29 protein-coding genes are annotated in these 26082 nt (G+C 36.7%); 13 read left to right on the top strand and 16 right to left on the bottom strand.

All coding sequences use genetic code 11. The annotated features are described in order from the left end of the window. Nucleotides 1-259 precede the first annotated feature (259 nt). The 4 genes from ABFU83_RS09275 to ABFU83_RS09260 form a co-directional block, all read right to left on the bottom strand. Nucleotides 260-1273, bottom strand: coding sequence for a phosphotransferase (locus ABFU83_RS09275; protein ID WP_347065404.1), 1014 nt, complete (start codon nt 1271-1273; stop codon nt 260-262). A 139-nt stretch (nt 1274-1412) separates the two neighbouring features. Beyond that, nucleotides 1413-2399, bottom strand: a complete 987-nt coding sequence (locus ABFU83_RS09270) for a fumarylacetoacetate hydrolase family protein (protein WP_347065403.1) — start codon at nt 2397-2399, stop codon at nt 1413-1415. A 222-nt stretch (nt 2400-2621) separates the two neighbouring features. Beyond that, the gene (locus ABFU83_RS09265) at nt 2622-3731 is read right to left on the bottom strand and encodes a DUF3883 domain-containing protein (protein ID WP_347065402.1); all 1110 of its coding nucleotides are present in this window, start codon (nt 3729-3731) and stop codon (nt 2622-2624) included. Nucleotides 3732-3885: 154 nt separating this feature from the next. Continuing rightward, entirely contained in the window at nt 3886-4449 is a 564-nt protein-coding gene (locus ABFU83_RS09260; protein WP_347065401.1) for a hypothetical protein, read from the bottom strand. A 253-nt stretch (nt 4450-4702) separates the two neighbouring features. On the opposite strand from ABFU83_RS09260, the gene mgtA reads away from it, so the two are divergent. From mgtA to ABFU83_RS09245, 3 genes are all read left to right on the top strand, one after another. Continuing rightward, nucleotides 4703-7258: a magnesium-translocating P-type ATPase gene (mgtA, locus tag ABFU83_RS09255; RefSeq protein ID WP_347065400.1), complete on the top strand. Its 2556-nt coding sequence runs from the start codon at nt 4703-4705 to the stop codon at nt 7256-7258. A gap of 54 nt (nt 7259-7312) precedes the next feature. Further along, nucleotides 7313-7447: a hypothetical protein gene (locus ABFU83_RS09250; RefSeq protein WP_347065399.1), complete on the top strand. Its 135-nt coding sequence runs from the start codon at nt 7313-7315 to the stop codon at nt 7445-7447. 373 nt (nt 7448-7820) lie between these two features. Beyond that, a complete protein-coding gene (locus tag ABFU83_RS09245) occupies nt 7821-8096 on the top strand; it encodes a hypothetical protein (RefSeq protein WP_347065398.1) in 276 nt (91 codons plus the stop codon). A gap of 144 nt (nt 8097-8240) precedes the next feature. Here ABFU83_RS09245 and ABFU83_RS09240 read toward each other — a convergent pair whose 3' ends face one another. The 6 genes from ABFU83_RS09240 to ABFU83_RS09215 form a co-directional block, all read right to left on the bottom strand. After that, nucleotides 8241-8843 (bottom strand): hypothetical protein, encoded by a 603-nt coding sequence (locus tag ABFU83_RS09240; RefSeq protein WP_347065397.1) that lies wholly within the window; start codon nt 8841-8843, stop codon nt 8241-8243. Nucleotides 8844-9087: 244 nt separating this feature from the next. Further along, a complete protein-coding gene (locus ABFU83_RS09235; RefSeq protein ID WP_347065396.1) occupies nt 9088-9405 on the bottom strand; it encodes a hypothetical protein in 318 nt (105 codons plus the stop codon). Nucleotides 9406-10088: 683 nt separating this feature from the next. Continuing rightward, nucleotides 10089-10583 (bottom strand): hypothetical protein, encoded by a 495-nt coding sequence (locus ABFU83_RS09230; protein ID WP_347065395.1) that lies wholly within the window; start codon nt 10581-10583, stop codon nt 10089-10091. 60 nt (nt 10584-10643) lie between these two features. Beyond that, nucleotides 10644-11207, bottom strand: coding sequence for a hypothetical protein (locus ABFU83_RS09225; protein WP_347065394.1), 564 nt, complete (start codon nt 11205-11207; stop codon nt 10644-10646). 139 nt (nt 11208-11346) lie between these two features. After that, complete coding sequence (locus tag ABFU83_RS09220) at nt 11347-11559, bottom strand: helix-turn-helix transcriptional regulator (RefSeq protein WP_136402731.1); 213 nt, start codon at nt 11557-11559, stop codon at nt 11347-11349. Nucleotides 11560-11562: 3 nt separating this feature from the next. Then, nucleotides 11563-12120, bottom strand: a complete 558-nt coding sequence (locus ABFU83_RS09215) for a DUF2975 domain-containing protein (protein ID WP_347065393.1) — start codon at nt 12118-12120, stop codon at nt 11563-11565. A gap of 196 nt (nt 12121-12316) precedes the next feature. Here ABFU83_RS09215 and ABFU83_RS09210 point away from each other — a divergent pair, with 196 nt between their 5' ends. Next, a complete protein-coding gene (locus ABFU83_RS09210) occupies nt 12317-12457 on the top strand; it encodes a hypothetical protein (RefSeq protein ID WP_347065392.1) in 141 nt (46 codons plus the stop codon). Nucleotides 12458-12503: 46 nt separating this feature from the next. Here the strand turns inward: ABFU83_RS09210 and ABFU83_RS09205 are convergent, their stop codons facing one another. The 3 genes from ABFU83_RS09205 to ABFU83_RS09195 form a co-directional block, all read right to left on the bottom strand. Next, a complete protein-coding gene (locus ABFU83_RS09205; RefSeq protein ID WP_347065391.1) occupies nt 12504-13145 on the bottom strand; it encodes an NAD(P)H-binding protein in 642 nt (213 codons plus the stop codon). A gap of 145 nt (nt 13146-13290) precedes the next feature. After that, complete coding sequence (locus ABFU83_RS09200) at nt 13291-14262, bottom strand: polysaccharide deacetylase (protein WP_347065390.1); 972 nt, start codon at nt 14260-14262, stop codon at nt 13291-13293. Nucleotides 14263-14413: 151 nt separating this feature from the next. Beyond that, nucleotides 14414-15043 (bottom strand): NAD(P)H-dependent oxidoreductase, encoded by a 630-nt coding sequence (locus tag ABFU83_RS09195; protein ID WP_347065389.1) that lies wholly within the window; start codon nt 15041-15043, stop codon nt 14414-14416. A 104-nt stretch (nt 15044-15147) separates the two neighbouring features. On the opposite strand from ABFU83_RS09195, the gene ABFU83_RS09190 reads away from it, so the two are divergent. The 8 genes from ABFU83_RS09190 (at nt 15148) to ABFU83_RS09155 (ending at nt 22327) form a co-directional block, all read left to right on the top strand. Beyond that, the gene (locus ABFU83_RS09190; protein WP_347065388.1) at nt 15148-15516 is read left to right on the top strand and encodes a helix-turn-helix domain-containing protein; all 369 of its coding nucleotides are present in this window, start codon (nt 15148-15150) and stop codon (nt 15514-15516) included. Between the two features lie 64 nt (nt 15517-15580). Then, nucleotides 15581-16351 carry a methyltransferase domain-containing protein gene (locus tag ABFU83_RS09185; RefSeq protein WP_347065387.1) on the top strand — a complete coding sequence of 257 codons (771 nt, stop codon included), beginning with the start codon at nt 15581-15583 and terminating at the stop codon, nt 16349-16351. A 154-nt stretch (nt 16352-16505) separates the two neighbouring features. After that, nucleotides 16506-16934: a DUF1801 domain-containing protein gene (locus tag ABFU83_RS09180; RefSeq protein WP_347065386.1), complete on the top strand. Its 429-nt coding sequence runs from the start codon at nt 16506-16508 to the stop codon at nt 16932-16934. A gap of 423 nt (nt 16935-17357) precedes the next feature. Next, the gene (locus ABFU83_RS09175; RefSeq protein ID WP_347065385.1) at nt 17358-18251 is read left to right on the top strand and encodes a tetratricopeptide repeat protein; all 894 of its coding nucleotides are present in this window, start codon (nt 17358-17360) and stop codon (nt 18249-18251) included. A 185-nt stretch (nt 18252-18436) separates the two neighbouring features. Then, nucleotides 18437-18769, top strand: a complete 333-nt coding sequence (locus ABFU83_RS09170; RefSeq protein WP_136402738.1) for a PadR family transcriptional regulator — start codon at nt 18437-18439, stop codon at nt 18767-18769. After that, complete coding sequence (locus ABFU83_RS09165) at nt 18766-19374, top strand: hypothetical protein (protein WP_347065384.1); 609 nt, start codon at nt 18766-18768, stop codon at nt 19372-19374. Before ABFU83_RS09170 ends, ABFU83_RS09165 begins: the two co-directional genes overlap by 4 nt. Then, nucleotides 19375-20703 carry a serine hydrolase domain-containing protein gene (locus ABFU83_RS09160; RefSeq protein WP_347065383.1) on the top strand — a complete coding sequence of 443 codons (1329 nt, stop codon included), beginning with the start codon at nt 19375-19377 and terminating at the stop codon, nt 20701-20703. A 250-nt stretch (nt 20704-20953) separates the two neighbouring features. Then, a complete protein-coding gene (locus ABFU83_RS09155) occupies nt 20954-22327 on the top strand; it encodes a M14-type cytosolic carboxypeptidase (protein WP_347065382.1) in 1374 nt (457 codons plus the stop codon). Between the two features lie 105 nt (nt 22328-22432). Here ABFU83_RS09155 and ABFU83_RS09150 read toward each other — a convergent pair whose 3' ends face one another. The 3 genes from ABFU83_RS09150 to ABFU83_RS09140 form a co-directional block, all read right to left on the bottom strand. Then, nucleotides 22433-23239, bottom strand: a complete 807-nt coding sequence (locus ABFU83_RS09150; protein ID WP_347065381.1) for a helix-turn-helix domain-containing protein — start codon at nt 23237-23239, stop codon at nt 22433-22435. A 144-nt stretch (nt 23240-23383) separates the two neighbouring features. Continuing rightward, nucleotides 23384-24112, bottom strand: coding sequence for an SDR family oxidoreductase (locus tag ABFU83_RS09145; RefSeq protein ID WP_347065380.1), 729 nt, complete (start codon nt 24110-24112; stop codon nt 23384-23386). A gap of 3 nt (nt 24113-24115) precedes the next feature. Beyond that, complete coding sequence (locus tag ABFU83_RS09140; protein WP_347065379.1) at nt 24116-25114, bottom strand: SDR family NAD(P)-dependent oxidoreductase; 999 nt, start codon at nt 25112-25114, stop codon at nt 24116-24118. 378 nt (nt 25115-25492) lie between these two features. Here ABFU83_RS09140 and ABFU83_RS09135 point away from each other — a divergent pair, with 378 nt between their 5' ends. Continuing rightward, nucleotides 25493-25786, top strand: a complete 294-nt coding sequence (locus ABFU83_RS09135) for a Bor family protein (RefSeq protein ID WP_347065378.1) — start codon at nt 25493-25495, stop codon at nt 25784-25786. Nucleotides 25787-26082 lie beyond the last annotated feature (296 nt).

Here is a 26082-nt window from a genome sequence, read left to right as displayed (position 1 = left end):
ATGTACAAACTTGTTTGCATTTATAATAAAACTAAACAAAAAACGCTCAAATTTTGTCAGATACATGATTTCAACAAAGCTTAATTAATAAAAGAAATAGCTCAAGAAACGCCCGATAGCGTGGATTTATTTCATCCGTTCGACTAAAGCCTCGGATGTGCCGTGCTAGAAAACAGAAGCAAACTACAACTGTAAAAAGTTGTAGTTTTGTTTTTAGAGGATATGCGGTTTTAGTGAATACTTTATAAAAGTAGTACAATTACAAGTTCGTACTCTCGGAACTAGCCACAGTTCTTTTTTGCTCATAATATTCCATCCAATTGCGGATTCTTCCCACATACATTTTTAGATAGTTCTCCGTAAAAAATATATTCGACCAATCAAATCGTTGGGCTTGTACACCGAGATAAAATACAAAAATTGACGCTCCGGCTTCTGGAATTGATTCCATTTCTTCTTTGGATAAATTCCTTATTTTTTGGTAGCCATTTAGAAAGCTTTTCACTTTTGATTCATATTCATTTTTATCCGATTCTATAAAAAATAACTGTTTGCAAAAATAGCCGACATCTAAAATTAATAACCCATTTCCGCAATTGTCAAAATCAAAAATGGTGATTTCATTTTCATTATTTACACTTAAATTATCATACCAAATATCCAAATGAACGATTCCGGTTTTATTTTCGGATAAATTACGGTCTTTAATTCTCGTTGCTATTGTACTACCGATTTCTTTTAAGAACGTCATTTCGTCTAAATCTTCGTTAAAAAAAGGCTTTAAATTGGCATGGGGTTGATTCAGAAGTATTTCGGAATCATAATTTACCCGGTCAATTTTTTTACGTTCGGTTATGTTGTGAATTTTAGCCATCAGCGAACCAATGGAAAAGCACGTTTCGTTGGACATAAATCGCATTTTTTCACCTTTAGCAAAAGAAAAAAGTACGCCATATCGAATGCCCTCGGGAGCATTAATTTCCTGAATAAAGGTTCCATTGCGATCTGAAATGGGATAAGAAACAGAAAGCGAATTTTGTTTGAGTAAATTTAAAAGCGCTAATTCTTGCTCAATTTCTGTTTTTGTTCGCCATTTATGACAATACACTCTAAAAACAAATTTTGTTTCATGATCCGAAATAAAGTAAGTATGATTTACGCCTGTTCTAAATAATTTACAATTAAGATTTTCGGATAGCGGGTATTTTTCTTTTATAAAATTCCCTAATGCTGTTTCTGATAATGTTGAGGCTGTTACTGGAAAAGTTGTCATTTAGTTCGTTTTTTTATAATTGTGGCTAATGGTTTAGGATGAATTAATAAACAGGTATCGCTATACCATAAAACTAAAAACCTACTCCCGTTAGGAATAGGTTTTACAGGATAAAAACTACTGATGTTATCGGTAATTGTTATTTTTTGTATTCTTTTACGACTTGATTGATTTTACCAAATATTGAATTGCCGTTACGGTCTTTCATTTCAATTTCAATGCTGTCTCCAAAACGCATAAACGGAGTGGACGCTTTTCCGTCTTTTATGATTTCTAAACATCTAACTTCAGCCAAACAGCTTGAACCATTCAGGCTTCCCTGGTTAGCCACTGTTCCGGAGCCGATAACAGTTCCGGCCATTAAAGAACGCGTTTTAGAAGCATGTGCGATTAGCTGACCAAAGTCAAATGTCATATCGATTCCTGCATTAGGAGAACCGATACGTTTGCCATTTAAAGTTGAATATAAGGGTAAATGGAGCTTTCCGTTTGTCCAGTCACCATCCAATTCGTCTGGAGTAACAACGACCGGTGCAAATGATGTCCAGGGTTTGGATTGATAAAATCCAAATTGTTTGGATAATTCATTAGGAATCAGATTTCTTAGCGAAACATCATTGATAATTGTGATTAGTTTAATGTGATGTAAAGCGTCTTCCGGATTTGTTCCGGCTGGAACATCATCAGTAATAACGGCTACTTCCGATTCGAAATCAATACCCCATTCTTCGTTTTCAATCATTATGTCGTCATTAGCCCCAATAAATGCGTCAGAAGCGCCCATATACATTAACGGATCTGTCCAAAAAGATTCCGGTAATTCCGAATTTCGGGCCTTACGCACCAGTTCTACATGGGTCACATAAGCACTTCCGTCGGCCCAATGGTACGCTCTCGGAATTGGTGCTAAAACGCGGGCAGAAGAAAAATCAAATGTATCAGGTAGCTTGTCTGCGTTTAAGTCTTCATAAACACGTTGTAATTTAGCCTCAGTTTCTTTCCAATTATCGATTGCAAATTGCATGGTTGCTGCAATTTCAGGCACTTTTACTGCTTTAGTTAATTCTTTATTTACGACTACTAATTGTCCATCTCTGGTCTTGTTGTCAATTGAAGCTAATTTCATGTACTATTTGTGTTATTCGTTTTTTATAATTGTAGTTAAATTAGTATAAGAACACCAAATTTAGACAAAAACATTGAAACGAACCCAAAGGGATAAGCATCATTGATCATCTCTTTTTTAGTAGTGCTAATTTGTAACCCTTGTCAATAAAACAGTACAAGCTAAAAGTTGTCGTCTTGTGTTTAGGATAGCCCTGCGATTTAATCTCAGGGTGTATAATTGTTAAATATTAGTTTTTTTAATTAATACCTGATATTGAATAGGTTTCATTAATAGCTGATTTTCTACATTTTTATTTAGTTCGAAAAATTCTCCAAAGTTATTTTCAGCATCATAGTTGTAAATTCTATAAATACTATATTGATTAGGATGTAATCTCATGAAATCGAACTCATTATCACTTAGATAAAATGGAGAATATTCATTGCCTGTAGTTGTTTTTACTTCTATGAATTTTTCAACTCCATTTTCATCAAATGAAAAAACATCATAGCCTTTTCCATCTTTAACAATATCGACTAAGGAAGCTTTATCATGTAACCCTTTTTCATTTAAAAAATCAATTTCTCTTTGTTTTACCAATGCTTCTCCTGCGTCGCCTAAATCTTTTTGAGTTTTAGCTTTACTTTGAAAATCAATATCAACACCTTCAAATTCTTTTTTATTTTCAGGTATAGATTCAAAACCATTAGTCGGTCTGTCTTTTTTTACAAGTTGGTTTTTGAAAAGCGCGGGAGGAATTGGTTCGCCCCAAACAGAATTGATAATGGCGTCGTAATGCTCAACATGAGCATTAATAAATTTAACGCAGATATTGATTAAATACTCCCAATTGTTGGTTAATAAATCTTCAAAGATGATTTCATTCCATTTGCCAGTTTTTGGAATTAATGACTTACAAAGCTCAATCTGAGAATTATTTAGCTTAGAATCTCTTTTGTCTTGACAATCGATTTTGTATACAAAAGCTTTTACAGATGGATGGGCGTCTATTCCGAATGTAAAAAAGATATCTTTTCCTTTATCGGTATTCTTAAATATTTTAACCCAAGTGTAAGGTTTGAAAATGGCTGCTTGAACATTATCTCCTTTGTTATTTTCCTTCCAACCTCTTTGATGCCAAATTTTCTTCCCTTCAACGTTAAAGCCTTCTAATCTCTTTACAATTTCTTTTCCCAAATAAATACTCTTTTCCCAGACAGTATTCATTAAATAGTTTTTCGCTTCAACGTGTTTTTTATTTTTTGGATCATAGGATTCAAGTTGCCAAATTTTAAAAAAATCTAATTCTTCCTGAGTAAAAAAATCTATTTCATGATTTTGATTTGACATAGGTATTATTTTTTGAAAAGTTTTATATTTATCATCAATTTGTCCAAATTATTTATCCCGAGAGAAGGTGTTTTTTGATCAATTCGATAGTCTCAGATTTAATCCATATCAATAAAATAAAAACAAACTACAACTTTTTAGGGTTATAGTTTTTTTATTTTGTAATGATCCCTACACCGGTCAGGGGATCTTTTTTTTCGACAGAGATGGAAGTCTCAACGGTAAGCGTCCACCAATTAAAAAATCCTAAATCATCATCCTGCATTCCGGTACGGGAATCGATTAATTCTTTCCAGCTTTTACAATACAGGATAAATTTATCCATAAACTGTAATCGGTATGCTAAGGAAGTTGTCCTTGCAAAATGATACCGAATGCCTTTTTCTTTAGATAGGGATACAATTACTTGCTCGCCATCAGTTGTCAGGAAAGCAAAAGCCTGAAATGCATCAGGAAGTCCCAATCGGTGTGTATTTTCGTCAACCAGCTTTAAGGTTTTAAGCAGATCGGCAGTGATATAAGACCAATAACGTTGAGTGATGGAATAGGCCGTTGTCCATTTGTTGATAATAGGGGATGATTCAAAAATAGCATCCTCTTCCGAGGGAAGCCACATGGCAAAATCGACATCCTTTAAATCCTCCCAAGCAATAGATCCTTGAATGGTGTTCTCAAAATTTAGAATTGCGTTTATTAGAAGATTTTCTGATTCGTTCATTTGTTTTGGAATTGATTCGTTTGTTTGTAAAACGGATTTATTGGTAAAAAGCACTATAGCTTAAAATTAGTTAGCCAATTTACTTAAAAAAATGTAAGATAAATTTGAGATAAATAAAAAAGTTAGCAGAAAACGAAATAAGACTAAAGATCTTTTATGTCTCGTTAAAAAAGTTGCTTTTTAAAGAGAATAGCAATAAAAAAATCATAAATTTAACAGTGATAATGCATAACTGCTTTAATAATTGTGGTTTATGGGAAATACCAATCAAAAATCAGATCAGACAGCATCCGTACACTACTGGTCGATGCAACCCGATGCATTGTTTACGGTATTAAAATCGAACGAAAAAGGAATCTCGGAAGAAGAAGCCCGCCAACGGATCGAAAAGTTTGGCCCGAATACCTTAAAAGGGAAAAACACATCCAGTGCGTATATGCTGTTTTTCAATCAGTTTAAAAGTCCGATAACCCTGATTCTGATTGCCGCTGCGGTACTATCGTTTATCCTACAGGATCATACCGATGCGATTATTATTCTAATCATCGTTCTGGTGAGCAGTGGTCTGGGATTCTGGCAGGAATATGGTGCTTCCAATGCCGTAGCCAAACTGTTAAAAATGGTTCAGGTCACTGTAAGCCTTTTCCGCGACGGAAAGCTGGAAGAACTGCCAACGGAAGCCATTGTTCCGGGCGATGTGATCACATTAGCAGCAGGAGATATTATTCCGGCCGACAGTATTCTATTGACGTCTCAGGATCTTTTTGTAGACGAAGCCGCTTTTACCGGTGAAAGTTATCCGGTCGAAAAGCAGGAGGGAACCGTAGATGTTGAGGCTCCCCTTGCGAAACGTTCGAATATGCTGTTTATGGGGTCGCACGTCATTAGCGGAAAGGCCACTGCCATAGTAACAACGACAGGTAGCTGCACGGAATTTGGAAAAATTTCCGATCGCTTGCGAACCAGTATCCCGGAAACGGAATTCGAAAGAGGCATCAAAAAGTTCGGATTTATGTTGATGGAAATCACATTGGTGCTAATCCTGATCATCTTTGCGGTAAACGTACTGTTGCACAAACCTATTTTAGACTCCTTTCTATTTTCATTGGCATTGGCTGTCGGATTAACCCCACAGTTACTTCCGGTCATTATAACGGTCAACTTGTCTACCGGTGCCAAAAAAATGGCCAAAAAGCAAGTGATCGTCAAAAGACTGGCAGCGATTGAAAATTTCGGAAGTATGAATATCCTGTGTTCGGACAAAACAGGAACGATTACACAGGGAAAAGTAAAACTATACAAAGCATTCGACGGTAAGGATACCGAAAACGAAAAAGTAACGCAATTTGCCCTATATAATTCGGCATTGCAACAGGGATTTAAAAACCCGATTGATGAAGCCATCATCGAGGCCTTTCAAAATGATACGATAACATTGCCAAAAGTACTGGATGAAGTCCCGTATGATTTTATTCGGAAAAGATTGAGCATTCTGGTGGCACTCGACGGAAATCCAACGATTATAACCAAAGGAGCCTTCCAGCAGGTTATGGACGTTTGTAGTCAGGTACAGGTCGATAAAGATACTATTCGTCCGCTTACGGAGGAGAATCGTAAGCATTTAATAGACTTGTACGAGCGATACAGCAAAGAAGGGTATCGGACATTAGGGCTTTGCTGGAAAAACAGTGATCAACCAAAGATCTCCAGAGAATCGGAAAAAGAGATGGTATTTCTGGGGTTTGTTACTTTTTTTGACCCGCCCAAAGAAAGTGCTATTACCGCGATTGCCGACCTGAGAAGTCTTGGAGTCGCTTTAAAAATTATCACGGGCGATAATGCCCTTGTTGCCGAAAGTCTGGCGCAACAGGTAGGGATGAAAAATGCCGTGGTGGTAAAAGGGAGTGATTTGCGGAAAATGAGCAGCGCGGCCTTGGTTTCAAAAGTGTTACAAGCCGATATTTTTGCCGAAGTCGAGCCGAATCAGAAGGAACAGATTATTCTGGCACTTAAAAAATCCAATAATGTCGTTGGATTTATGGGCGATGGAATCAATGATGCTGCCGCATTACATGCTGCCGACGTTGGAATTTCGGTTGATACAGCTGTTGATGTCGCCAAAGAAGCGGCCGATTTTGTACTCATGGATCAGGATCTGGAAGTACTGGCCAGAGGTATTAAAGAAGGCAGAAGGACTTTTGCCAATACGATGAAATATATATTTATGGCCACCAGTGCCAATTTTGGAAATATGTTTAGTATGGCCGGAGCGTCGTTACTGCTTCCGTTTTTACCACTTTTACCCAAACAAATCCTGTTGACGAATTTACTGACCGACGTACCGGAAACAACCATTGCGACCGATAATGTAGATGAAGAATACATCAAAATGCCACACCGAATTGATATTGGGTTTATCAAAAAATTTATGATCATTTTTGGACTGCTCAGTTCGGTATTCGACTATTGTACCTTTGGCGTCTTACTTTTGGTACTTAAAGCCGACGAACAGCAATTCCAAACCGGATGGTTTCTCGAGTCGGTTGTTTCGGCTGCCTTCATCGTATTGGTAGTGCGAACACGTTTGCCATTTTATAAAAGTCCACCGAGCAAAGCCTTGTTATTTTCTAATTTATTTGTCATCCTTGCGGTGCTGATATTACCGTTAACGGCTTTGGGAAGTGTATTTGGTTTTGTGGTGCTACCGTTTAAATTTTACGTCTATATGGGAGCAATTGTAATTGTATATGTTATTACAGCCGACTATATGAAACGGTGGTTTTATCGGAAACTGGCTTCGGGCTATTAAGACCCAATGAGAAGCATTGCTTGGAAATAACGACTTTACTATAATTTTTGACTTATGAAAAGTGCTAAAACTGCTCCGCATATTTTAAGTACGTCTGCCAATTTGTTGGGATTCTGTCTTTTTGTGATCACCGCACTTCGGGTCAGTGATAAACAGGAAAGTACCTTGGTGGACGAATTTACCGCTTGAATTGCGTTGTTACTGGCGATATCGTCGCTATTGTCGTTTTGTTCCATTCGCGTACACGACGATTCCAGATTGGGAAAACAACTTGAGAATATAGCGGATATCCTTTTTATGATTGCGCTAATCGCAATAGTTATATTGATCATCTTTATATTGCTACATTTGCTATAGAAAACGATCGTAGGGGATTTGTAATCCAATGGAATTAAAACTACAACTCTAAAAAGTTAGACTTTGTTTTTAAGAGACATGCGATTTTAGTAAATACTTTATGAATATCGCACGGATTTATAATCCGTGCGATTAGCATTATTTTATTTGAGTAAGCATGGATTACAAATCTGCGCTATCATATAACAATTCAAGATAGTTATAAATGAATTTACAGAAGCAAATTTTAGATAATAAGGAGGAATACTATCAATTAGCAATTGAATATTATTATAATATTGATGAGGAACATCTTAAAAATATAGATAAAATTGTTTTTAAATCTATAGTAATACTAATTGATCATGAATTCGTTCCAACACCTTGTATTGAAATTAAAATTGAACTTTATCATCAAAACGAATCGGACAGAATTAGCTCGTATTGCTTGTATATTGACAAGGAAAAAGAGTTTATTTATGAGTTTTTAATAGATAAATAAATAAGATTTCCGTTACGCAAAGTTTTCTGACTTAGCACGTCAATAAATGAAACTACAACTGTAAAATATTGTAGCAAACTCCTTTATGTTTAACCGCGGATTTTGAAAATTATAAAGCAACATATTTGATATATTCTTTTTTAATCAATCATTAATAAAAGCAACTACTCTTTGATCATTAATGTATTTGATTTCAAAATTTTCATCTCTCGCTTTTTGAATAATACTTTTTATTGCATTATTCAACTCTTTATAATATACTCCAAAACTACCTGTATGATGAAAATAAAATACAAACTCATTGTTTGGTTCATAAAACATCATACTATAAGGAGCTGTATGCTGTGCCACACAATTTAGCGTTATAGACAAAAATTTATCCCAATCTAAGCATTTACAAAAACCAGAATAATTAGGTTCAATTTCACTATCTTTTAGCATTGCAAGATAACTTGCCGTGGGCTCTTCTTTGTTCTCAGGAGAATAATCGTATTGATCATTTTCTATATCCCAAGTATCTAAGCAAAAATCACCCCATTGCCCATCGGGTCTATATTCTGAAATTAAAATTTCTTTTACAAAAGGCTTATACAAAGAATAAAATGCCAAAATTAAATCAGAAACGATATCGTCAGGTTCAGTTATATATACTTCAAATTTATATCCATCACTATCTGTTAGATGATAAAAATTAAGCCAGCTAAACCCTTTGAAATCTTTTTTTTTATATTTTTCGATTATTTTCATCGAACTATTTAATAGTTGTTAATTTTCCCATGTCTTTCTCTATTGTCGTACTTCTCTTACCTACAAATTTAGCACCTTTTACAATATCATCAAAAGGAACCCGATCGCGTGGTTCGGCTAATGCCTCGGGTGTAATCCGTGTCAGTAAAGAGAAGGAAGTTAAAACTTTAAAAGTTGTCGTTTTGTTTCTTTATAGAATTATAAAATGAACATAATTTTGGTTTGATCAACATTAAAAATTATCTTATAGATTTTGTAAGTTGTTTTTATTCCACTTTTCAGCTCTGTCATAAATCCTATTTGCTAATTCCATTCCATCATGACCAACAAAACCATCCCAAATAGAAGTTGGGGCAAACCACAAGCATATTTGTCTGAAATCAGGAACATTTTGAACTTTTAAATCAGCGACTTCTTCGGTAAAAGCGTTGTAAAAATCCTCAACGGAATCGAAATGATAAGAAGATCCACCAGTTAGTTTACTTAAAATGTCTTGTGCTTGTTCCAAATCATGAAACAATTCAAATAGTTCATATTTTTTCCAGATTTCAATTTTATCCATTATTTTTTTTGTTTAGGTCTTATTTTGTTGATTACAAGTCTGATTCTTTTAAAAATAAAGACAAAAAATAAGAAAACAGTAATTTTTAATAGCAAAGCAAGAATTAAATTTGACGGGTAAAAATCCAAATCCGTATACATTGTCCAGGAGCTTGGAAGATAATCCCGATGAAAGGTAATTATAAGAATCACAAGTTTTTCAATAGAAAAAATGAAAAGAAAACCAAAAAGAATTCGAAGGAAAATATTGGTTCGGATATTTTTAAATCTCAAAAGTTGCGTAATTATAATCCATAGTAGCGGTTGTAGCCAATATCCGAACCAATATTTTCCAAACATTCGGTTTAACAATAATACTTTGTCTTCTTCATTCATTAAATGCAGTTCAACAATTGTTCCAATACTATATAATACTAAATATATAAGCCCAATTAATGAAATGAATTTATTTGATTCATTATCAACTTGATTTAAAATAGGCTTTTTAATGAATATTTTGAGGATAAGATAGATAAACGTGAATAGTCCAAATGCGGTGAAAAAATCAAGGCATATTAAACGTGAATTATATAGTAGTTCTTCAGACATTTCTGCTAAAACAAATTAAAAAAGGTAGAAAAAGGTAGAAAAAGGTAGAAAAAAATGACTCATGGTGTAGTTTGTATTCTGCGTGATCTGCTTAATTTAAAGGAACCATAATAATTCACCCTCGGCGTAATATTCATCCAAGTCATCCAAGTCCCCGCTTTTTTTACAGTCTTCAATGTATTTTAGCGCTTGTTCTGATACCTCGTCCTTTTGAGTTTTTAAATAATCAATTGTTTTTTCTAATCCGGCAAAGACAACCAATTGAATATCAAAACCACACATCGTATCAAAATCTATAGTTTTAGATTCCCAAATTTTCAGACAATCTTCAACGTTTTGATGCAATCCTAAAATATAACTTGCCAACATTAACGTTTGAACACCAACATCGTATCCATTCGGATAAGGTTGATTTCGAGCTTCCGATGCACTTTCTACAAATTGAAGTGCAAAATCCCGATCCTTATTTTTGATAAAGTAGTCAACCAGTTCTCCTCCGATTGTATCGTTGTTTCCTATTGCTTTAATAGTTTCCAAATGGAATGATTTAGTTGTGTCAAATTCATTTAATAGATTCTCTAAGGTGATCATAGTGTTAATGTCTTATATTGTTAATTATGCGCTGTAAATGACTGTCAGATGTCTCTATTATTATTGCATCGCCAAATAATCGGCAACGACTTCTTTTTGGGTTAAATCAATAATTCGTTTTTTATACCAGTCGACTAAAACCAGTTGCAGCTCTACACCAATAGCATACAGAAAATCGATCATCCCGGAATTGTCGGGCGTCGTTGCTATTTCGGCATCAAACGAATCGAACCATAAATAGGTTATCGTAGTCGTTTCGGCATATAAAAAAATAGCAAAATTGTGATACATAAAACAATGCGCATTTTGAATAGTATTGCGATACGATTTAAACGTACTGTTTTTTACAAAATCAGGCTCGGCATAGGGTATAAAACCGTAGTTGATCAATTTTGTAGTCATATCAGATACGGTAATCGCTAAATCAGATGTAGGAACAGGACGGTTACCGCCAATAGGGCGCGTGTTAAAATACTGTTGACTTTCCGGAATCGACTCCCAGGAATTGCGCTCGTCGTCTTCCAGTTCCGTCAATAGCGTAAAAGCCTCGTTTATAAAATGCACATTATTGATCGGAGTAAACTCATAACATAAAAAAGAATCCTCGTAAAAGTAGGGCTCCATAGGCGTCATTTTAGCGATAGTTAACAAAGCTATCAAAAGTAAGTGATCAAAAGATAAAAATTCTTTGTTGTTATATTTTACACCTGACAGGTTTCCAAAACCTGTCAGGTGTTTATTCAAAAGTTAGCGGGATCAAATATTATTGATCCTCGGCTACATATTCGAGTATATCTCCGGGCTGACAATCTAAGGCTTTACAAACGGCTTCCAGTGTCGAAAATCGGATCGCTTTTGCCTTTCCTGTTTTTAAAATGGAAAGATTCGAAAGGGTCAGGTCGACTTTTTCGGAAAGCTCATTCAGCGACATCTTTCGCCTGGCCATCATAACGTCTAAGTTTACTATTATCGGCATATATTATATCGTTAAATCGTTTTCATTCTGAATTTCGATACCGCGTTTTACGATTTGAGCAATTACAAACAGGGTCACGGCCATAAAAAGCCATACGTCGGCACCATCGAGATTTAAGAGACGCAAGTTAGGAATTCCGGCGCCTTGTTGGGTAAGCCATTCAGAATAATGTAAACCGTAATACGAAAACAAACCGATTCCCAAAGCCAGATACGCGATGTTCTGAATAAATTGGTGTAAGGCACTGCTAAAAGGATTGGCAATGTTTAGTTTTTTGTCGACAAACAGTTTGACGATACAATAAAACAGTATCGCTTTTAATACGGCTACGATGGTCATAATAATGGTAATAACAGCAAAATGACCTCGATCTGATTGAAAAAGACCAGATAGATAATCGGCGCCTTCCCAAAAATTATGTACACCATCGGGGTTGATAAAAAGTGAAATAATAGTGTTTACAGCTATGCCGCCTGCTTCTACACATAAGCCGATAAAAATGATCCAGGAAAATACTTGAAGTACTTTCAAAATCTGGTTGGTGGTGATTTTAATTTCCATAAGAGGATGATGATTTAAAATTTACATGACAAATATCAGTAAAAATTTATTGAAAAACAATAAAAATAAATTGAAATACAAAATATTTAAAAGTTGAGGTTTAGAATAGAGTGTTCTTATTTCCGGTTTTCCGTAAGGAAATCGCGGTTTGCAGACTGTTATTTGCCGGTAATTACAAACCATAAATAAATTAATCATGGAAACCATTCAGGCGATTAAACCCGGACCAAAAAGACAAACGGACAAAGGGAAAGACGACAAACGGCAACGGGTAACACCCGATAACAAGCCAAAACATCCAACTTTAAAACCGCATAAGCATAAACGTAATGACTAACGGTAGGGAGAAAAAGAACGGAGTCTTTATCAGACTCCGTTTTTAATTATTGATCAAAGCTATATAGAAAGGGCGCTTGTCGCATAAAACGAGGTTGTTCCATTTCCTGTAGCACAAAATCGGCCAGATCGGTAGTACTGATAAAAGCACCGGGGCAATCGGTCAGGGAAGTATGATACGGAAACGATTCGTTGGTTTGCCGGATTAAAGGCAACCGAATCATCGTCCAGTCCAGATCACTTTGCGCGAGTAGTTCGTATTCCTTTTGTTTATCATATGTGGTTTCCGGGAAATGATCATACATCCAGCGAGTGGCCATTTGTACTGTATCACTTTTAGCATCGGTTGGCGTGTTTACATTTAATCCGGTTGTTACAATATAACGTGATAATTTATAGTGGCGCATGGCTCTTATAATATGGCCGGTTGCGGTGCTAAAAATCGTAGGTTCGCCTTTGGGTTGTCCAAGTGTACTTACCACCCTATCACAGTCCTGTAACAAAAGCAATACCGATTCAAAATTGCGGACATCGCCTTTTACAATTTCAAGCAAAGGATTTTGAGTATCATAATTTTCGGGATTCCGAAGTAGTAATCTAATGGAAAAACCTTTTTTAAGCAGTTGTTGTACAAGGTATTTTCCGGATTTTCCAGTGCCGCCAATTACGGCAATTTTTATAGTTTTCATTGTGATTGTTTTATAAAATTAGAGAATAAAATACCGGGACTCCATTGGGAATCCGGATGTTCAGGAAGCATTCCTAAACCGGGATTGTTATTTTATAAAACAATTCGAATACAGCTAAGATACAAAAAAGGAAGTACAAAAGCGGCTAATTTTTAAACTCGGAACCGATACTGTTGCTAAGATCATAAAGCAACCACTGTTTTTCCAGTACGGCATTTTTTTCATTTTTCAGCAACCGGATAAAATCCGAAACACCAACCGGTTCATTACCATTACCATGAATCAGCACAATACTTCCGGAAGTCGCTGATTGTCCTTTTGCAAGCCAGGCATCACTACCAATTGGAATCAGTCCGTAATCCGTTACAAGACCAACGACTTTGTTATCCGATACCAATCCGGGAAACCGGAAAAATACCGATGGGATAAGTCCTTGTTCGAGCATGACAACCTCGTTTTGTAGTATTTCGAAATTAATATCGGTACCGGGTTTGAGTAGGAAATTCTCCTGTAAGGGGAATTTAGGGTCATAAAAATGACTATACGTATGGTTGATCCAGGTAATACGGATCGCATTATTCTTTTCGAGTTGTTGTAACCATCCGATATCGTCACGATGGTTTTCCAGAAAATGTCCGGATAGGGAAAGTGCTACCGGAACCGGTTTTTCAATGGTACCAAATGCAGCTATAAGATCGGTAAAAATGTTCCGGTCCAACGGTTTGTGCGACGGACAAAGGTCGATGGTTAGTGTAATGCCTTTTTCTTTCGGATAGCCGTGAATAATCCCCGCATCCTGTAACGAAAAAGATTGTGAAGAGGCATATTGCAAGGCTTTTAAATAGGGCGTGTCCTTAAATTGTTTTTTCAGTGTTTCCCAGGAAGCAGTTTGAACCTGTAATGCGGTAGCGGGTACAATCCGGGTTTCGAGTGTCGTACAATTTACGGTTAGATATTGCAATTGTCCGTTTTGTTGAAAACGTCTTAAAACGATCAGATCTTCCCGGTTGAATTGTCCGTAGCCAGTGTAACGTGTATATTGGCGAACATCAGATTGTGCATTCGCCGAGGTAACGAACAGGTACAACAAAATTTGGAATAAGTGTTTTAAGGACATCGCAGACTATTTTAAACAGTATTGAAAGTACTAAATTCGGACGAATTTCAGCTATAAATATTAAAATCAGAGCATTTAGTACAACCAAAAAACCGTTTTGTAATACAAAAAATCCCTTAAATAAGGGATTTTACAAATAATAAGGATGAGATTAAGCCACAGTAATGGCAAATTCTTCCTGCGGTAAACGCACTTTTTTAAAAGTCGCAAAAGTATCATTTTCGGCATCGCGGTAACCTAAAGCCAGTACCACAACACTTTTTAATCCTTTTTCCTGTAAACCCAAAAGGCGATCGAATTTTTCAGGGTCGAAGCCTTCCATAGGTGTGGAATCGACACGTAAATCGGCAGCAGCAATCATTGCGGTTCCAAGACCGATATAGGCTTGTCGGGCGGCCCATTGGAAATTGTGTTCGTCGCCGCGTGACAAGATACCGTTTACCAATGCATTTTTAAAATCAGCTAGATTTTCAACCGGAATTGCGCGTACGGTCGCAATATGGTTCATATAGTCTTCAATTTGTTCAAGAGTGACTTTTTCAAATGCGGCAAAAACCAATAGATGAGAGGAATTGGCAATTTGCGTATTAAAAGAACCTTCGCCCAATTCTTTTTTAAGTTCCGGGTTTTCGACTACAATCAGGCGATACGGCTGTAATCCGGTTGAAGAAGCCGATAAATTGGTCGCATTAATAATCTGGTCGATAGTATCGGGATTTACTTTTTCGGTGTTGAATTTTTTAGTCGCATAACGCCATTTAAGGCTTTCGATTAATTCCATGATAGTACAATTTAATGATTCTGAGGACAAAGTTCGAAATAAGTTGTTTACTTTTGTCACTAACAAACAAAAAGTAATAGTAACATAGAGGTAACAAGCTGGATATGGAAACACCGATTCACTCACAAATGGCCTGTAATAAGGCAATAATGGCGGTACATGATGCAATGTATGTTTTGGGCGGTAAATGGAAGATTTCGATTATTGCATCGTTGCTATTCGGAAAAAAACGCTATTCCGATATTTTAAAGGATGTCGATGGAATTTCCGGAAAAATGCTCAGTCGGGAGTTAAAGGAAATGGAAATAAATCAATTGATCAAACGTACGGTGATCACGACACAACCGGTTAGTGTGATGTACGAACTCACACCTTATGGCGAAACGGTACAACCGGTAATTACGATTCTGGCACAATGGGGAATTGCGCACCGGGATCTGATTACCAAAGGAACTGCCAGCGTAGAATTGTAATAAAACTTGTGATACGTTTTAAAAAATAGTAACTTGAAACGGTATTAAACCAAAACAAAAAACGATGGCCTGGAATCCCGAACGATACGATCAGTTTAAAAAAGTCCGTTACCAACCATTTTATGACCTGGCGGCTTTTATTCAACCGAAAGAAAATCTTAGAGCGATCGATTTAGGTTGCGGAACCGGTGAACAAACCGCGATTTTATCCCGACAGTTTCCCGGAAGTCATTTTACCGGGATTGATGCTTCGGCCGAAATGCTGGAAAAATCAAAAGCGTTTGTAAACGAGAACCTATATTTTAAGCAGACGACAACCGAATCGGTTATCCATTCCGATCAAAAATGGGATCTGATTTTTAGTAATGCCGCGTTACAATGGTCGCCGGATCACGAAGTGTTGTTTCCTAAACTCATTTCTTGCGTTCAGTCCGATGGACAATTAGCGATACAAATGCCGGTGCAAACGGAGAATATTTTAAACCGGATTTTATTCGATATGGTCCAGGAAAAGCCCTTTTCAGACTATTTAAAAGGATACAAACGCGACTCACCGGTATTGTCTTTGGATCGTTATGCGCAGATTTTGTTCGACAACGGCATACGCGACATGCAATTGCTACAAAAAGTATATCCGATCATCGCGGAAGATCATAAAACCTTGTTTGAATTTATTTCCGGAACTGCCTTATTGCCTTATACAGAACGGATGGACGACGATCAACAGTTGCATTTTAAACGAGTGTTTTTGGAACGAATCGCTGCACATTTCCCAAAACTACCGGCATTATATGCTTTTAAACGAATACTGTTATACGGTGTAAAGATGGTTTAAGAAGAAAGAGAAAAGAAGAAAGAGAAAAGAAGAAAGAGTGCGATCGTGTGGAATAGGAGTTTGGGGTTTATATAAAATTTAGTTAACGATGTATTCCGATATCCGATTTTTATATAATTTTCAATTTATATTTATTGATCAAATAAAAGTAAGTATGGCCGCCATTAAAACCAGACAAACCGACGCCAATGTTCACGAGTTTATCGACAGCTTTGCCGCTACCGAACAAAAAAAGCAGGATAGCTATGCTTTGGTGAAAATCATGCAGGATTTTACCGGTTTTGAACCCAAAATGTGGGGACCATCAATTATCGGTTTCGGGCGCTATCATTATAAATCGGAGCGAAGCCGGCAGGAAGGAGACTGGCCTTTGGTTGGATTTTCACCGCGAAAAGCGGCTATTTCATTATACATTCATATGGGAAATGAAGAACAGCACCCGTTGCTGGAAAAGCTCGGAAAATGCAAGATAAGCAAAGGCTGCATTTATGTCAAAAAACTGGCGGATATCGATATTGAAGTGGTTAAGGAATTAATGGGAAATACGATACAACAATTGCACGAAAAATACGGTAAATTGTAAAAGGGATTCCTGCATTGTATAGAAAATGAAAGCCATTTTTGAAACCTTTTCACCGGAAACCCAATATATTATTATGTTGACATCAAACCCGATAATGTGAGAACCGAGTTTACCTGTTTTCCGCATTACAACAATGTTATTTCCCTCTATCGATCGCACCAAAGAACGCCCGAAGGAATGATGGTCAGAGTTTTACGGAACTGGCATACGAATATAATTTTAGTGATCAGGCGCATTTGAATAAAACCTTTGAAAAATTTACCATCATTCGCCTAAACAGTTTTTTAATAAAGGAACCCGGTTAGGCTCGGCCGATACTTTTTGGTATTTCACAAAATAACAGGATGTCTCATTTTTACAAGTTTTCGGTTTTTAAAAAAAAAGTAATCTTGTTATTCCAAACCCTATATACAAACCAAAAATATGACAAAGCCAAACTTTCTTCAAACAATAACGATACTATTGCTATCGGCTACAACCTTTTCACAAACAACAGACAACCCGGAACTTCAAAAAATGGCCGATGATGATCAAAATGCCAGAAAGCAACCGAATATTGACTGGACGATTTTAAATAAAGAAGACAAAACAAGACGCGAACGAACCGCACAATTGTTTAAAGAAGACCGGGTAAAAACCGCGAAAGACTATCTCAATGCGGGGATTGTATTTCAGCACGGCAGTGACTCGATCGATTCGGCTATGGCGGTCAAAAGTTTTGAAAAAGCCATACAATTGGACGAAACACTGAATAAATGGTGGTATGCGGCGGCAGTCGACCGGGATTTAATGCGAAGAGGAAAACCACAGATTTACGGAACACAATTCGTTAAAAACAGAACTAACGGACGGTGGGAACGTTATAAAATCGATCCGACGCAGATAACCGACGAACAGCGAAAATACTATAGCGTAGAAACGCTTGCCGAACAGGAAGCGAAAGAACGGGCGATGAATTTAAAATCGGTTTCGGCCTATTATAACGAACAAAAAGCGATTGATCCGATCATTCAATTACTCAAATCGGAAGTCGCCAAAGGGAAACAATCGGAATACGATGTTAGTGAGGAAAGGATCAATAGTTTCGGATATGAATTATTGGAATCGGGAAAAACGAACGAAGCCCTGAAAATTTTAAAACTAAACACCGAATTGTATCCGAAAGGTTTTAATACGTTCGACAGCTACGGCGAAATATTACTACAAACCGGTGCGACAAAAAAGGCGCTTCAGGCTTATCAAAAATCATTAAAATTAAACCCGGATAATGATAATGCAAAAAAGGTACTCGAAACACATAACATCCGAATAAAATAAAAGACCAAAATAGTATTTTAAAACTCCGAAAGTATAGTGCTTTCGGAGTTTTTTATTCCATTAAAAAATCAAAAATAAGGATTGTTCTGTTTTTAAGGCATTGATTTTTAATACTTTTTTTAAACTAATATATTTTTTAACTATATACTTTGTAATACTATGTATTTTGTTTTTATATTTGTCCCATGAACGAAGATTTTACAACCAAATGGATCTCGCAACTCAAAAAAGGCACATTGTCATTTTTGGTGCTTAGTATTCTAAAAGATGGAAAAGAATACTACGGGTATGATTTAATCAATGAGATTAAAAAACGAACGCAAATCGACATCGCGGAAGGGACGCTATACCCGTTGATGAACCGATTAAAAAAAGAAGAACTGGTAGCCTCAAAATGGGTGGAACAGGAATCGGGTATTCCAAGGAAATATTACACCATTAGTACTTTGGGATTACATACTGTAAACGAAATGAAAACCTATTGGGACAGTCTCAATACAACGATAAATGCAATATGAAATTTAAAGAAATAGCTTTCCGGGAACCGAATTCGAAACGAATTTACCTGGATTATATCACACGGATTCAACAGGCGATTAAAACACTGAATGCAGCCAATCAACAGGAGATTTTACTGGAAATCAACAGTCATATTTACGAAAGTCTGATGTCGAATCCGGATTCCGGAAAAGAAGAGGTAGCCCATTTACTGGATATTCTGGAAAAACTAGGACAACCGGAAGTCTTTTTAAAACCATTGGTAGCCGAGAAAAAACTGGATGAGGCGACCCGTACGTTTAATCCGATTCAGGTGATCAAAGCCCTGGTACTAAACATTGGAAACGGAATTTCCTATATCATTTTTGCGGTTTTATACCTGCTTTTGTTCGGTTTTTTATTCCTGATCGGTGCCAAACTGTTTGATCCGGAAAACGTAGGTTTCTTCTACCGTGCAAATGACATTTGTATTTTGGGCTACTACCGAAGCTATGGTGTGACGCATTTGGAATATGAAAAGTTAGGCAATTGGTTTATTCCATTGATGCTGGTTTTGACGGTGCTTTTCTATTTTATGATCACCTTATTACTCCGATTAAAAAGAACCTTAAACGCCTCAACATAAATGACTATAAAAAAAGAAATAAAGGGCTGTTTACTAGCCTTTTTGGTTACGACATTGGGATGGGCACAAAAGATCGACACTCAAAAACTGGATTTGTATTTTAAAACACTCGAAACCCATAATAAATTTATGGGAAGCCTGGCGATCTCTCAAAACGGTCAGCCAATTTATGCCAAATCGGTTGGATATGCCGATGTAGATCACAACCGCAAGGCAAACGAAAATACAAAATACCGTATTGGATCGATCTCGAAAACCTTTACATCGGTATTGCTTTTTAAAGCTATCGAAAACAAAAAGTTAAGCCTGAATCAAACCATTGAAAAATTTTTTCCAACGATTGCCAATGCAAATAAAATTACGATCAGTCAACTGTTAAATCACCATAGCGGAATTCATGATTTTACCAGAGATGATGATTATGAAGACTGGAATACCAAACCAATGACAGCACGTGAAATGGTTGCCCTTATCGCCAAAGGAGGAAGTGATTTCGAACCGGGAAGTAAAGGGAAATATTGCAATTCCAATTATGTATTGTTGACGTATATTTTGGAAAAAACCTTTAAAAAACCGTATTCGGAATTGGTACAAACCCATATTGCGAAACCATTGGGCTTAAAAAACACCTTTTTTGGAGGAAAGATCAATACCGAAAATAACGAATCCAAGTCGTATAGATTTTCCGAAACCTGGAAAGTCGAACCGGAAACGGATATGTCCATTCCGATGGGTGCGGGTGGAATGGTATCGACTCCGGGTGATTTAGTATTGTTTAGCGAAGGACTTTTTAAAGGGAAATTACTTAAAAAGGAAAGTCTGGATGCAATGAAAACAATTGAAGACAATTATGGACGCGGCCTTTTTAAAATGCCGTTTGATGATAAAATCGGCTATGGTCATGCCGGAAATATCGATGGCTTTAACGGTACTTTTACCTATTTTAGGGATGGTGATATCTCTTTTGCGATGACATCAAACGGGTCAAATTACAGTGGAAATGCGATTGCATTAACGATTTTAAGTGCGATTTTCAACCAGCCGTATGATATTCCGGAATTTACAAGCTATTCCGTTAGCCCGGAAGTTTTGGCGCAATATCTGGGAACCTATTCGTCTGCCGAAATTCCGGTAAAAATGACGATAGCTACGGAAAATGGCGTATTACAATTACAAACACCTGGTCAGCCGGCAATTGCATTGGAAGCGTCAGCAAAAGACCAGTTCCGGTTTGATAAAGCCGGATTAATGCTGGAGTTTAATCCAACGGAAAAAAGTATGGTCTTAAAACAAAAAGGAGGCAATTTTACGTTTAAAAAAGAAGAATAATCGGTTTTTATACAACAAAAAAGGGGCTGTCTTATTCCTTAAGACAGCCCCTTTTTAAGTTTATTAAAGATACTTTTTCAGGATTATAAATGTCAATTAGAGACAATTCAAGTCAATAAAAATCAATGTTCAATAAGGTAAACTTAAAAAAGATATATTCGTTTTATCGGAAGGGAATTTTGATTTTCCGGAAGTCAAGTCATTTTACTATCAAAATATAATCCATTCAACGATTGACTCTTTTTTAAATATGAAAGCCTACTATCTGCCATTGGTCTTGTTAAGCCTGTTTTTAGGTGATTCCTGTAATTCCGGAAAAGAAAATAAAGATACGGATGACGGTCTTACGTTTAGTACCGATTTTGAATCGGGAAGTATTGGAACGATTTCAAAGCTAAAGGATAATCTTTGGTCATTAAGTCTTAAAGATGACAATAACGACACTTCCTTACCGGATTCATTCCGGACATGGTTCAACGTAAAGGTAAGCGGAATCGGAGCAGATGGTGTCCAGTTGCAATTTACCAGACTCGGATTTCCGTATTATTTTGTACCGGTATATTCGTTAAATGGAACAGACTGGAAACATTTTCCGGAAGCTTCTGTAAAGCAAATTAACAATACAACAATAGAAGTTGCTGTTCCAGGGGAACACAGTACAGTATGGATCGCACGGACATTTCCGTATACGACAAAAGACTATCTGGAGTATCGGAATACGATTGTGTCAAATCCTTTTATATCCATACGATCACTGGGGAAATCGCCGGATAAATCCTTTCCGATCGACCTGATTACAATAGAAGATAAGACCAGACATTCGGCTAAAAAGCATATCTGGATTCATGCCCGTACTCATTCCGCTGAAGTTGGGAGTTCCTATCTGCTTGAAGGGCTAATAAATACAGTAGTATCGGATGATGCAATTGGGCATGCGTTACGAACCAACTATATTTTTAAAATTGTCCCGATGCACAATGCTGATGGGATACTGTTGGGAAATTACCGAACCAATGCATCCAGCATTAATCTGGAAAATCAATGGGAATTTGATAAAACCGCGAATCCTTTATTTTTAAAGGATGTGGCTCCGATAGAAAACCGTTTTTTAAACCGGGGTGCTATGGCTCCATTGCTTATTGATAAAAACGATCCGGTAGTTTTGGCCTTAAATCTGCATTCATCCAATAGCAAACCTGAAACAAATGCTTTTTTCTTTCCACATTTCGGGTCGGGAAGCGGCTATACTCAAGAGGAACAGCAATTATGGAGCAATCAGATTGCTTTTATACAATCGGTAGCCAAACATTATGAAGGACGAATAGAACCACCACCTTTGGAAGGCGGTAAAGGATTCCTGAATTCGTATTTTCCGGAAACCTGGTTTTGGTACAATCGGAAAGAAAAAGTTACAGCAATTACGCTGGAAACAACCTATAGTAAAGCCGGTTTTGACCATTGGGTGACACCAAAGGAATGGCGGGAGTTGGGCGTTGCCGTTGCAAAAGCAATCGGTGATATGAAGAAAGCCCGACTACAAAAAGTCGGTGACCGATCGGCGTTCCGATTAAAACAAAGCACAATGACAATGGAAGAATTAGAACAATTACATTTGAATCATTAGTAAGCATTTGAAAAATTAAGAATACTAAAATAGTTGTTTTTTAAGTTAAACTATTTGATTTTTATATGGTTGTGTAATGGATGGAACGATACAAAAAAAATGCACTTATTTTAATAATGCAGTTGGCGCTATTCCAAATTGTTTTTTAAAGGCAAAAGAGAAATGCGAAAGATCTTCAAAACCAACTTCAAGATAAATTTCAATTGGTTTTTTCCTTTTTTCGGTAAGCTGATAATAGGCCAACTCCAGTCTTTTTTTTGTCAACCATTTTTGTGGAGTAGTGTTAAACAGCCTTTTAAAATCCCGATTAAAAGTGGAAAGACTGCGACCGGTAAGATAGCCCAGTTTTTCCAGGGGCATATTAAACATAAAATTACGTTCCATAAAATGAATCAGATCTACTTTACCCGGTTCATCGAAATTAGCCAGAATCGTATCAATGTTGGAATCAATTTCTCTTAAAATACTGATAGCTTCGGTGATTTTTAGGGAAGCGATATGCTCCGGAAAATTACCTTCTAATTCAAAATAAGGGATCAGAGACGATAGACAACTTTCTAATAAGGGATGCGTATTAAAATGATATATTTTATGTTGGGAAAACAATTTTTTGGGGATATCTATTTTTTCATAGAACTTTTTTAGTCGTTCTATAGTCAAATGCATCACTACTGTTTTGTGCGGCTGACCATTTTTAGGATAATTGATTATGGTAGCCAATTGATTTCTGGGAATCAGAAAAATATCTCCGGTTTTAAAAAAGAAAGTACTATCGGCCTGAATGATTTTTGTTTCCCCGGAAATAAACCAGATCAACATATGTTCGTCAAACATAATATCCGATTTGAATAATTTATCATCATAACTGGAAAGTTTGATGTCCGGAGTGATGTATTTCGCCTGATATTCCATAAGATAGTATAAAATAGTTTTTTATAAAACGCTGATCACTACAAAAGTACTGCGTATTATAGGAATAACTTTGTTTAAAATGTCAAAATGTTTTAAAAGAATAAAAAGCCTGTCTGATCTAAACAGGCTTTTTAAGCAAGTAACTTAAATCGATTGTCCGCCATCGATTAAAAATGCAGAACCGGTAATAAACAAAGCTTCGTCACTCAACAGATAGGTGATTAAACGTGCGACTTCCTGGGGCTTACCGAAACGGGCCAACGGAATACTGTTTATCATTTGTGTTTCGATATTTTTATCCAGTCCTGGTTTATCCATAATTTCGGTGGCTACCGGTCCCGGGCTCACCGCACTCACTCTTATTTTTCTTGAGGCCAATTCAAGAGCCGCGATTTTCATAAAAGCATTCAGCGCAGCCTTGCTCGCGGCATAAACCGAAGCATTAGGAGGTGATAGGGTTGCAGAAGTTGAGGATAAAAATACAACTGATGTGGCCTCATTCAGAAAAGGAATAAACCGGCTTAAAGTAAAAAAAGCACCTTTAAAATTGACATTCATTATGGAATCGAACATACTTTCGGTGGTCGTTTCTATAGCGGCCATACTTGTTATTCCGGCATTGATCAGCAACATATCTATTTTACCAAACCGCTCACTAACAGTGGTTACTAAATTCGCAATGTCGTCAAGATTAGACTGATCGGCGACCAAAGCAGTAACACCTAATTCCAAAGCTGCTTTTTCAATAGCTTCTTTTCGGCGCCCTGTGATAATGACCGTTGCGCCGTTTTCCTGGAGTTCTTTTGCCGTAGCATACCCGATTCCACTATTACCACCCGTGATAACAGCGATTTTTCCGTTAAGAGGTTTCATTTTTTAGAGAATTGAAAAGTTTACACCGGTTAGCTGTTCACTTAAATCCCATAGTTTTTTAGCATTTGACTCATCTAATGAATACAATTCCACACCATAAGATCCGACACTGGCTTCGTTGGCCAATGGTGCGATATCGGTATCTTCGCAATACACGCCGCCAATCGTATCCAATAACGGACTTGTGGCACACCATACTGTTGTCGCGGCACCTTGTGGAATGTTTTTTAATCGTGCGGCTACTTCCGGTAGCATGGCACCGTTTTCGTCCAGGAATCCCATTTTTTGAAATAATTCCAATGAAGCTTCCCGACCTAATTCCGTACCGCCAATGGAACCGGGATGTAACGAATAAGCACGGACATTAAAGGCCTTGGCACGGTTGTCGAGTTCCATTGCAAATAAGTTACCGGCCGTTTTGGATTGCCCGTAGGCTTGTAAGCTTTCGTATTCCCGGTGAAGGAAATTCGGATCTTCAAAATTAAAAGGAGCCATTTGATGTCCTAAGGAAGACACATTAATTACCCGCGCACCGTTAGCCTTTTTTAAGGCTGGAAATAACATCGCGGTTAGATGAAATTGTCCCAGATAATTGGTAGCCAGTTGCGATTCGAATCCGCGACTGTCTCTACGCAAAGGTACCCACATAATTCCGGCATTGTTAATAAGGGTATGTAAAGGTCTGTTGGACGCCAGAAATTTTTTGGAAAAAGCGGTAATCGAATCCGGATTCATAACATCCATTACTTCCAGTTCGACATTTTTGATACCGTCAAGATTTTTCTTTGCTTTTTCGATATCTCTTGCGGCAACGATCACTGTTGCACCTGCATTGGCAAGTGTTTTAGTTGTTTCAAGTCCGATACCGGTATTACCACCGGTAACAATTATGTTTTTTCCACGAAGGTCAATTCCTTTGATCACTTCATTTGTCGTTGCTGTTGCGCTAAATCCGGAACCAATGGGTTGTTGTAATGCGCCCTGATAATTGTTCTGTCTCATCTTTTTTAATATTAAAAGTTATAGGACAAAATTATAGGGTTAAGAGTACTGTCATTTTGTTTAAAATGTCAAATTACTTTGTTTAAAATGTCAAGGTGTTTTCTGTAATTTTTACTTTTGCTGGTGTTATAAAAAGGGATTAAATGTTAAAATTCTCTTCAATGATATTCTTTTAGTTCTTTTATTCTGTTTCAGATGATTTAGCTGCTTTTTTGTAAGAAAAAAATGAATTTAATAATTATAAAATGATATGTTTGCAGCCTCGTAAATCAGCATGGAAAATTTATGGGAATAAGGTATTTCAATGGCAATTGAAATAGCAGAATCGGGTTCCGAACAAATTAAGTATTTAGTAATAACCTTTTTAAATTAAAACGTATGAAAAAAGCATTCAGAGCTTTATCGGTTGCATTTGCTGCATCAATGTTATTAACTTCTTGTTATACTTACACTAGTGTTGTAGGTAAAGGAGCTCAAGGAAACCAACAGACAACAAAATGGAATCACTATGTTATTTATGGATTAGCTCCAGTTGGAGTTTCCGATTCAAAACAAATGGCAGGTGGTGCTCAGGATTATACTGTTACTACAAAACAATCATTTGTTAATGGTCTTATCTCTGCGATTACTTTTGGAATTTATACACCAACTGTAACTACAGTTACTAAATAATACTGTTTTTCAATTGTTTATAAGCTTTTGAAAGTGTCGAAAATGAAAAAAATAATATTTTATATTGCATTACTGCTTGTTGTAATTCTTTTTATCAAAGTGGTGAAAATTCTAATCTTTGATTATAGCCTCCTGACGAATTACGGGATGGGATTTTTGACAGGTCAATTACTATTATTATTGTTATTTCTGTTTTTGGCTTTTAAGCTAAGGAAACATTGGAAGTAGATTATGAACAGTAAGTACTATAAAAGGGAATACAAAATTGTATTCCCTTTTTTATTGGTTGGAATTGT

It is taken from the genome of Flavobacterium sp. WV_118_3 (assembly GCF_039778605.1).
GTDB lineage: Bacteria > Bacteroidota > Bacteroidia > Flavobacteriales > Flavobacteriaceae > Flavobacterium.
The sequence above is the reverse complement of the archived record's forward strand: the minus strand, read 5'-3'. Positions and strand labels throughout refer to the sequence as shown.

Bases quoted from the DNA above. Each gene is read 5' to 3' on its own strand.
- ABFU83_RS09275 (WP_347065404.1), bottom strand. From the start codon at position 1,273: ATGACAACTTTTCCAGTAACAGCCTCAACATTATCAGAAACAGCATTA.
- ABFU83_RS09270 (WP_347065403.1), bottom strand. From the start codon at position 2,399: ATGAAATTAGCTTCAATTGACAACAAGACCAGAGATGGACAATTAGTA.
- ABFU83_RS09265 (WP_347065402.1), bottom strand. From the start codon at position 3,731: ATGTCAAATCAAAATCATGAAATAGATTTTTTTACTCAGGAAGAATTA.
- ABFU83_RS09260 (WP_347065401.1), bottom strand. From the start codon at position 4,449: ATGAACGAATCAGAAAATCTTCTAATAAACGCAATTCTAAATTTTGAG.
- mgtA (WP_347065400.1), top strand. From the start codon at position 4,703: ATGGGAAATACCAATCAAAAATCAGATCAGACAGCATCCGTACACTAC.
- ABFU83_RS09250 (WP_347065399.1), top strand. From the start codon at position 7,313: ATGAAAAGTGCTAAAACTGCTCCGCATATTTTAAGTACGTCTGCCAAT.
- ABFU83_RS09245 (WP_347065398.1), top strand. From the start codon at position 7,821: ATGAATTTACAGAAGCAAATTTTAGATAATAAGGAGGAATACTATCAA.
- ABFU83_RS09240 (WP_347065397.1), bottom strand. From the start codon at position 8,843: ATGAAAATAATCGAAAAATATAAAAAAAAAGATTTCAAAGGGTTTAGC.
- ABFU83_RS09235 (WP_347065396.1), bottom strand. From the start codon at position 9,405: ATGGATAAAATTGAAATCTGGAAAAAATATGAACTATTTGAATTGTTT.
- ABFU83_RS09230 (WP_347065395.1), bottom strand. From the start codon at position 10,583: ATGATCACCTTAGAGAATCTATTAAATGAATTTGACACAACTAAATCA.
- ABFU83_RS09225 (WP_347065394.1), bottom strand. From the start codon at position 11,207: ATGGAGCCCTACTTTTACGAGGATTCTTTTTTATGTTATGAGTTTACT.
- ABFU83_RS09220 (WP_136402731.1), bottom strand. From the start codon at position 11,559: ATGCCGATAATAGTAAACTTAGACGTTATGATGGCCAGGCGAAAGATG.
- ABFU83_RS09215 (WP_347065393.1), bottom strand. From the start codon at position 12,120: ATGGAAATTAAAATCACCACCAACCAGATTTTGAAAGTACTTCAAGTA.
- ABFU83_RS09210 (WP_347065392.1), top strand. From the start codon at position 12,317: ATGGAAACCATTCAGGCGATTAAACCCGGACCAAAAAGACAAACGGAC.
- ABFU83_RS09205 (WP_347065391.1), bottom strand. From the start codon at position 13,145: ATGAAAACTATAAAAATTGCCGTAATTGGCGGCACTGGAAAATCCGGA.
- ABFU83_RS09200 (WP_347065390.1), bottom strand. From the start codon at position 14,262: ATGTCCTTAAAACACTTATTCCAAATTTTGTTGTACCTGTTCGTTACC.
- ABFU83_RS09195 (WP_347065389.1), bottom strand. From the start codon at position 15,043: ATGGAATTAATCGAAAGCCTTAAATGGCGTTATGCGACTAAAAAATTC.
- ABFU83_RS09190 (WP_347065388.1), top strand. From the start codon at position 15,148: ATGGAAACACCGATTCACTCACAAATGGCCTGTAATAAGGCAATAATG.
- ABFU83_RS09185 (WP_347065387.1), top strand. From the start codon at position 15,581: ATGGCCTGGAATCCCGAACGATACGATCAGTTTAAAAAAGTCCGTTAC.
- ABFU83_RS09180 (WP_347065386.1), top strand. From the start codon at position 16,506: ATGGCCGCCATTAAAACCAGACAAACCGACGCCAATGTTCACGAGTTT.
- ABFU83_RS09175 (WP_347065385.1), top strand. From the start codon at position 17,358: ATGACAAAGCCAAACTTTCTTCAAACAATAACGATACTATTGCTATCG.
- ABFU83_RS09170 (WP_136402738.1), top strand. From the start codon at position 18,437: ATGAACGAAGATTTTACAACCAAATGGATCTCGCAACTCAAAAAAGGC.
- ABFU83_RS09165 (WP_347065384.1), top strand. From the start codon at position 18,766: ATGAAATTTAAAGAAATAGCTTTCCGGGAACCGAATTCGAAACGAATT.
- ABFU83_RS09160 (WP_347065383.1), top strand. From the start codon at position 19,375: ATGACTATAAAAAAAGAAATAAAGGGCTGTTTACTAGCCTTTTTGGTT.
- ABFU83_RS09155 (WP_347065382.1), top strand. From the start codon at position 20,954: ATGAAAGCCTACTATCTGCCATTGGTCTTGTTAAGCCTGTTTTTAGGT.
- ABFU83_RS09150 (WP_347065381.1), bottom strand. From the start codon at position 23,239: ATGGAATATCAGGCGAAATACATCACTCCGGACATCAAACTTTCCAGT.
- ABFU83_RS09145 (WP_347065380.1), bottom strand. From the start codon at position 24,112: ATGAAACCTCTTAACGGAAAAATCGCTGTTATCACGGGTGGTAATAGT.
- ABFU83_RS09140 (WP_347065379.1), bottom strand. From the start codon at position 25,114: ATGAGACAGAACAATTATCAGGGCGCATTACAACAACCCATTGGTTCC.
- ABFU83_RS09135 (WP_347065378.1), top strand. From the start codon at position 25,493: ATGAAAAAAGCATTCAGAGCTTTATCGGTTGCATTTGCTGCATCAATG.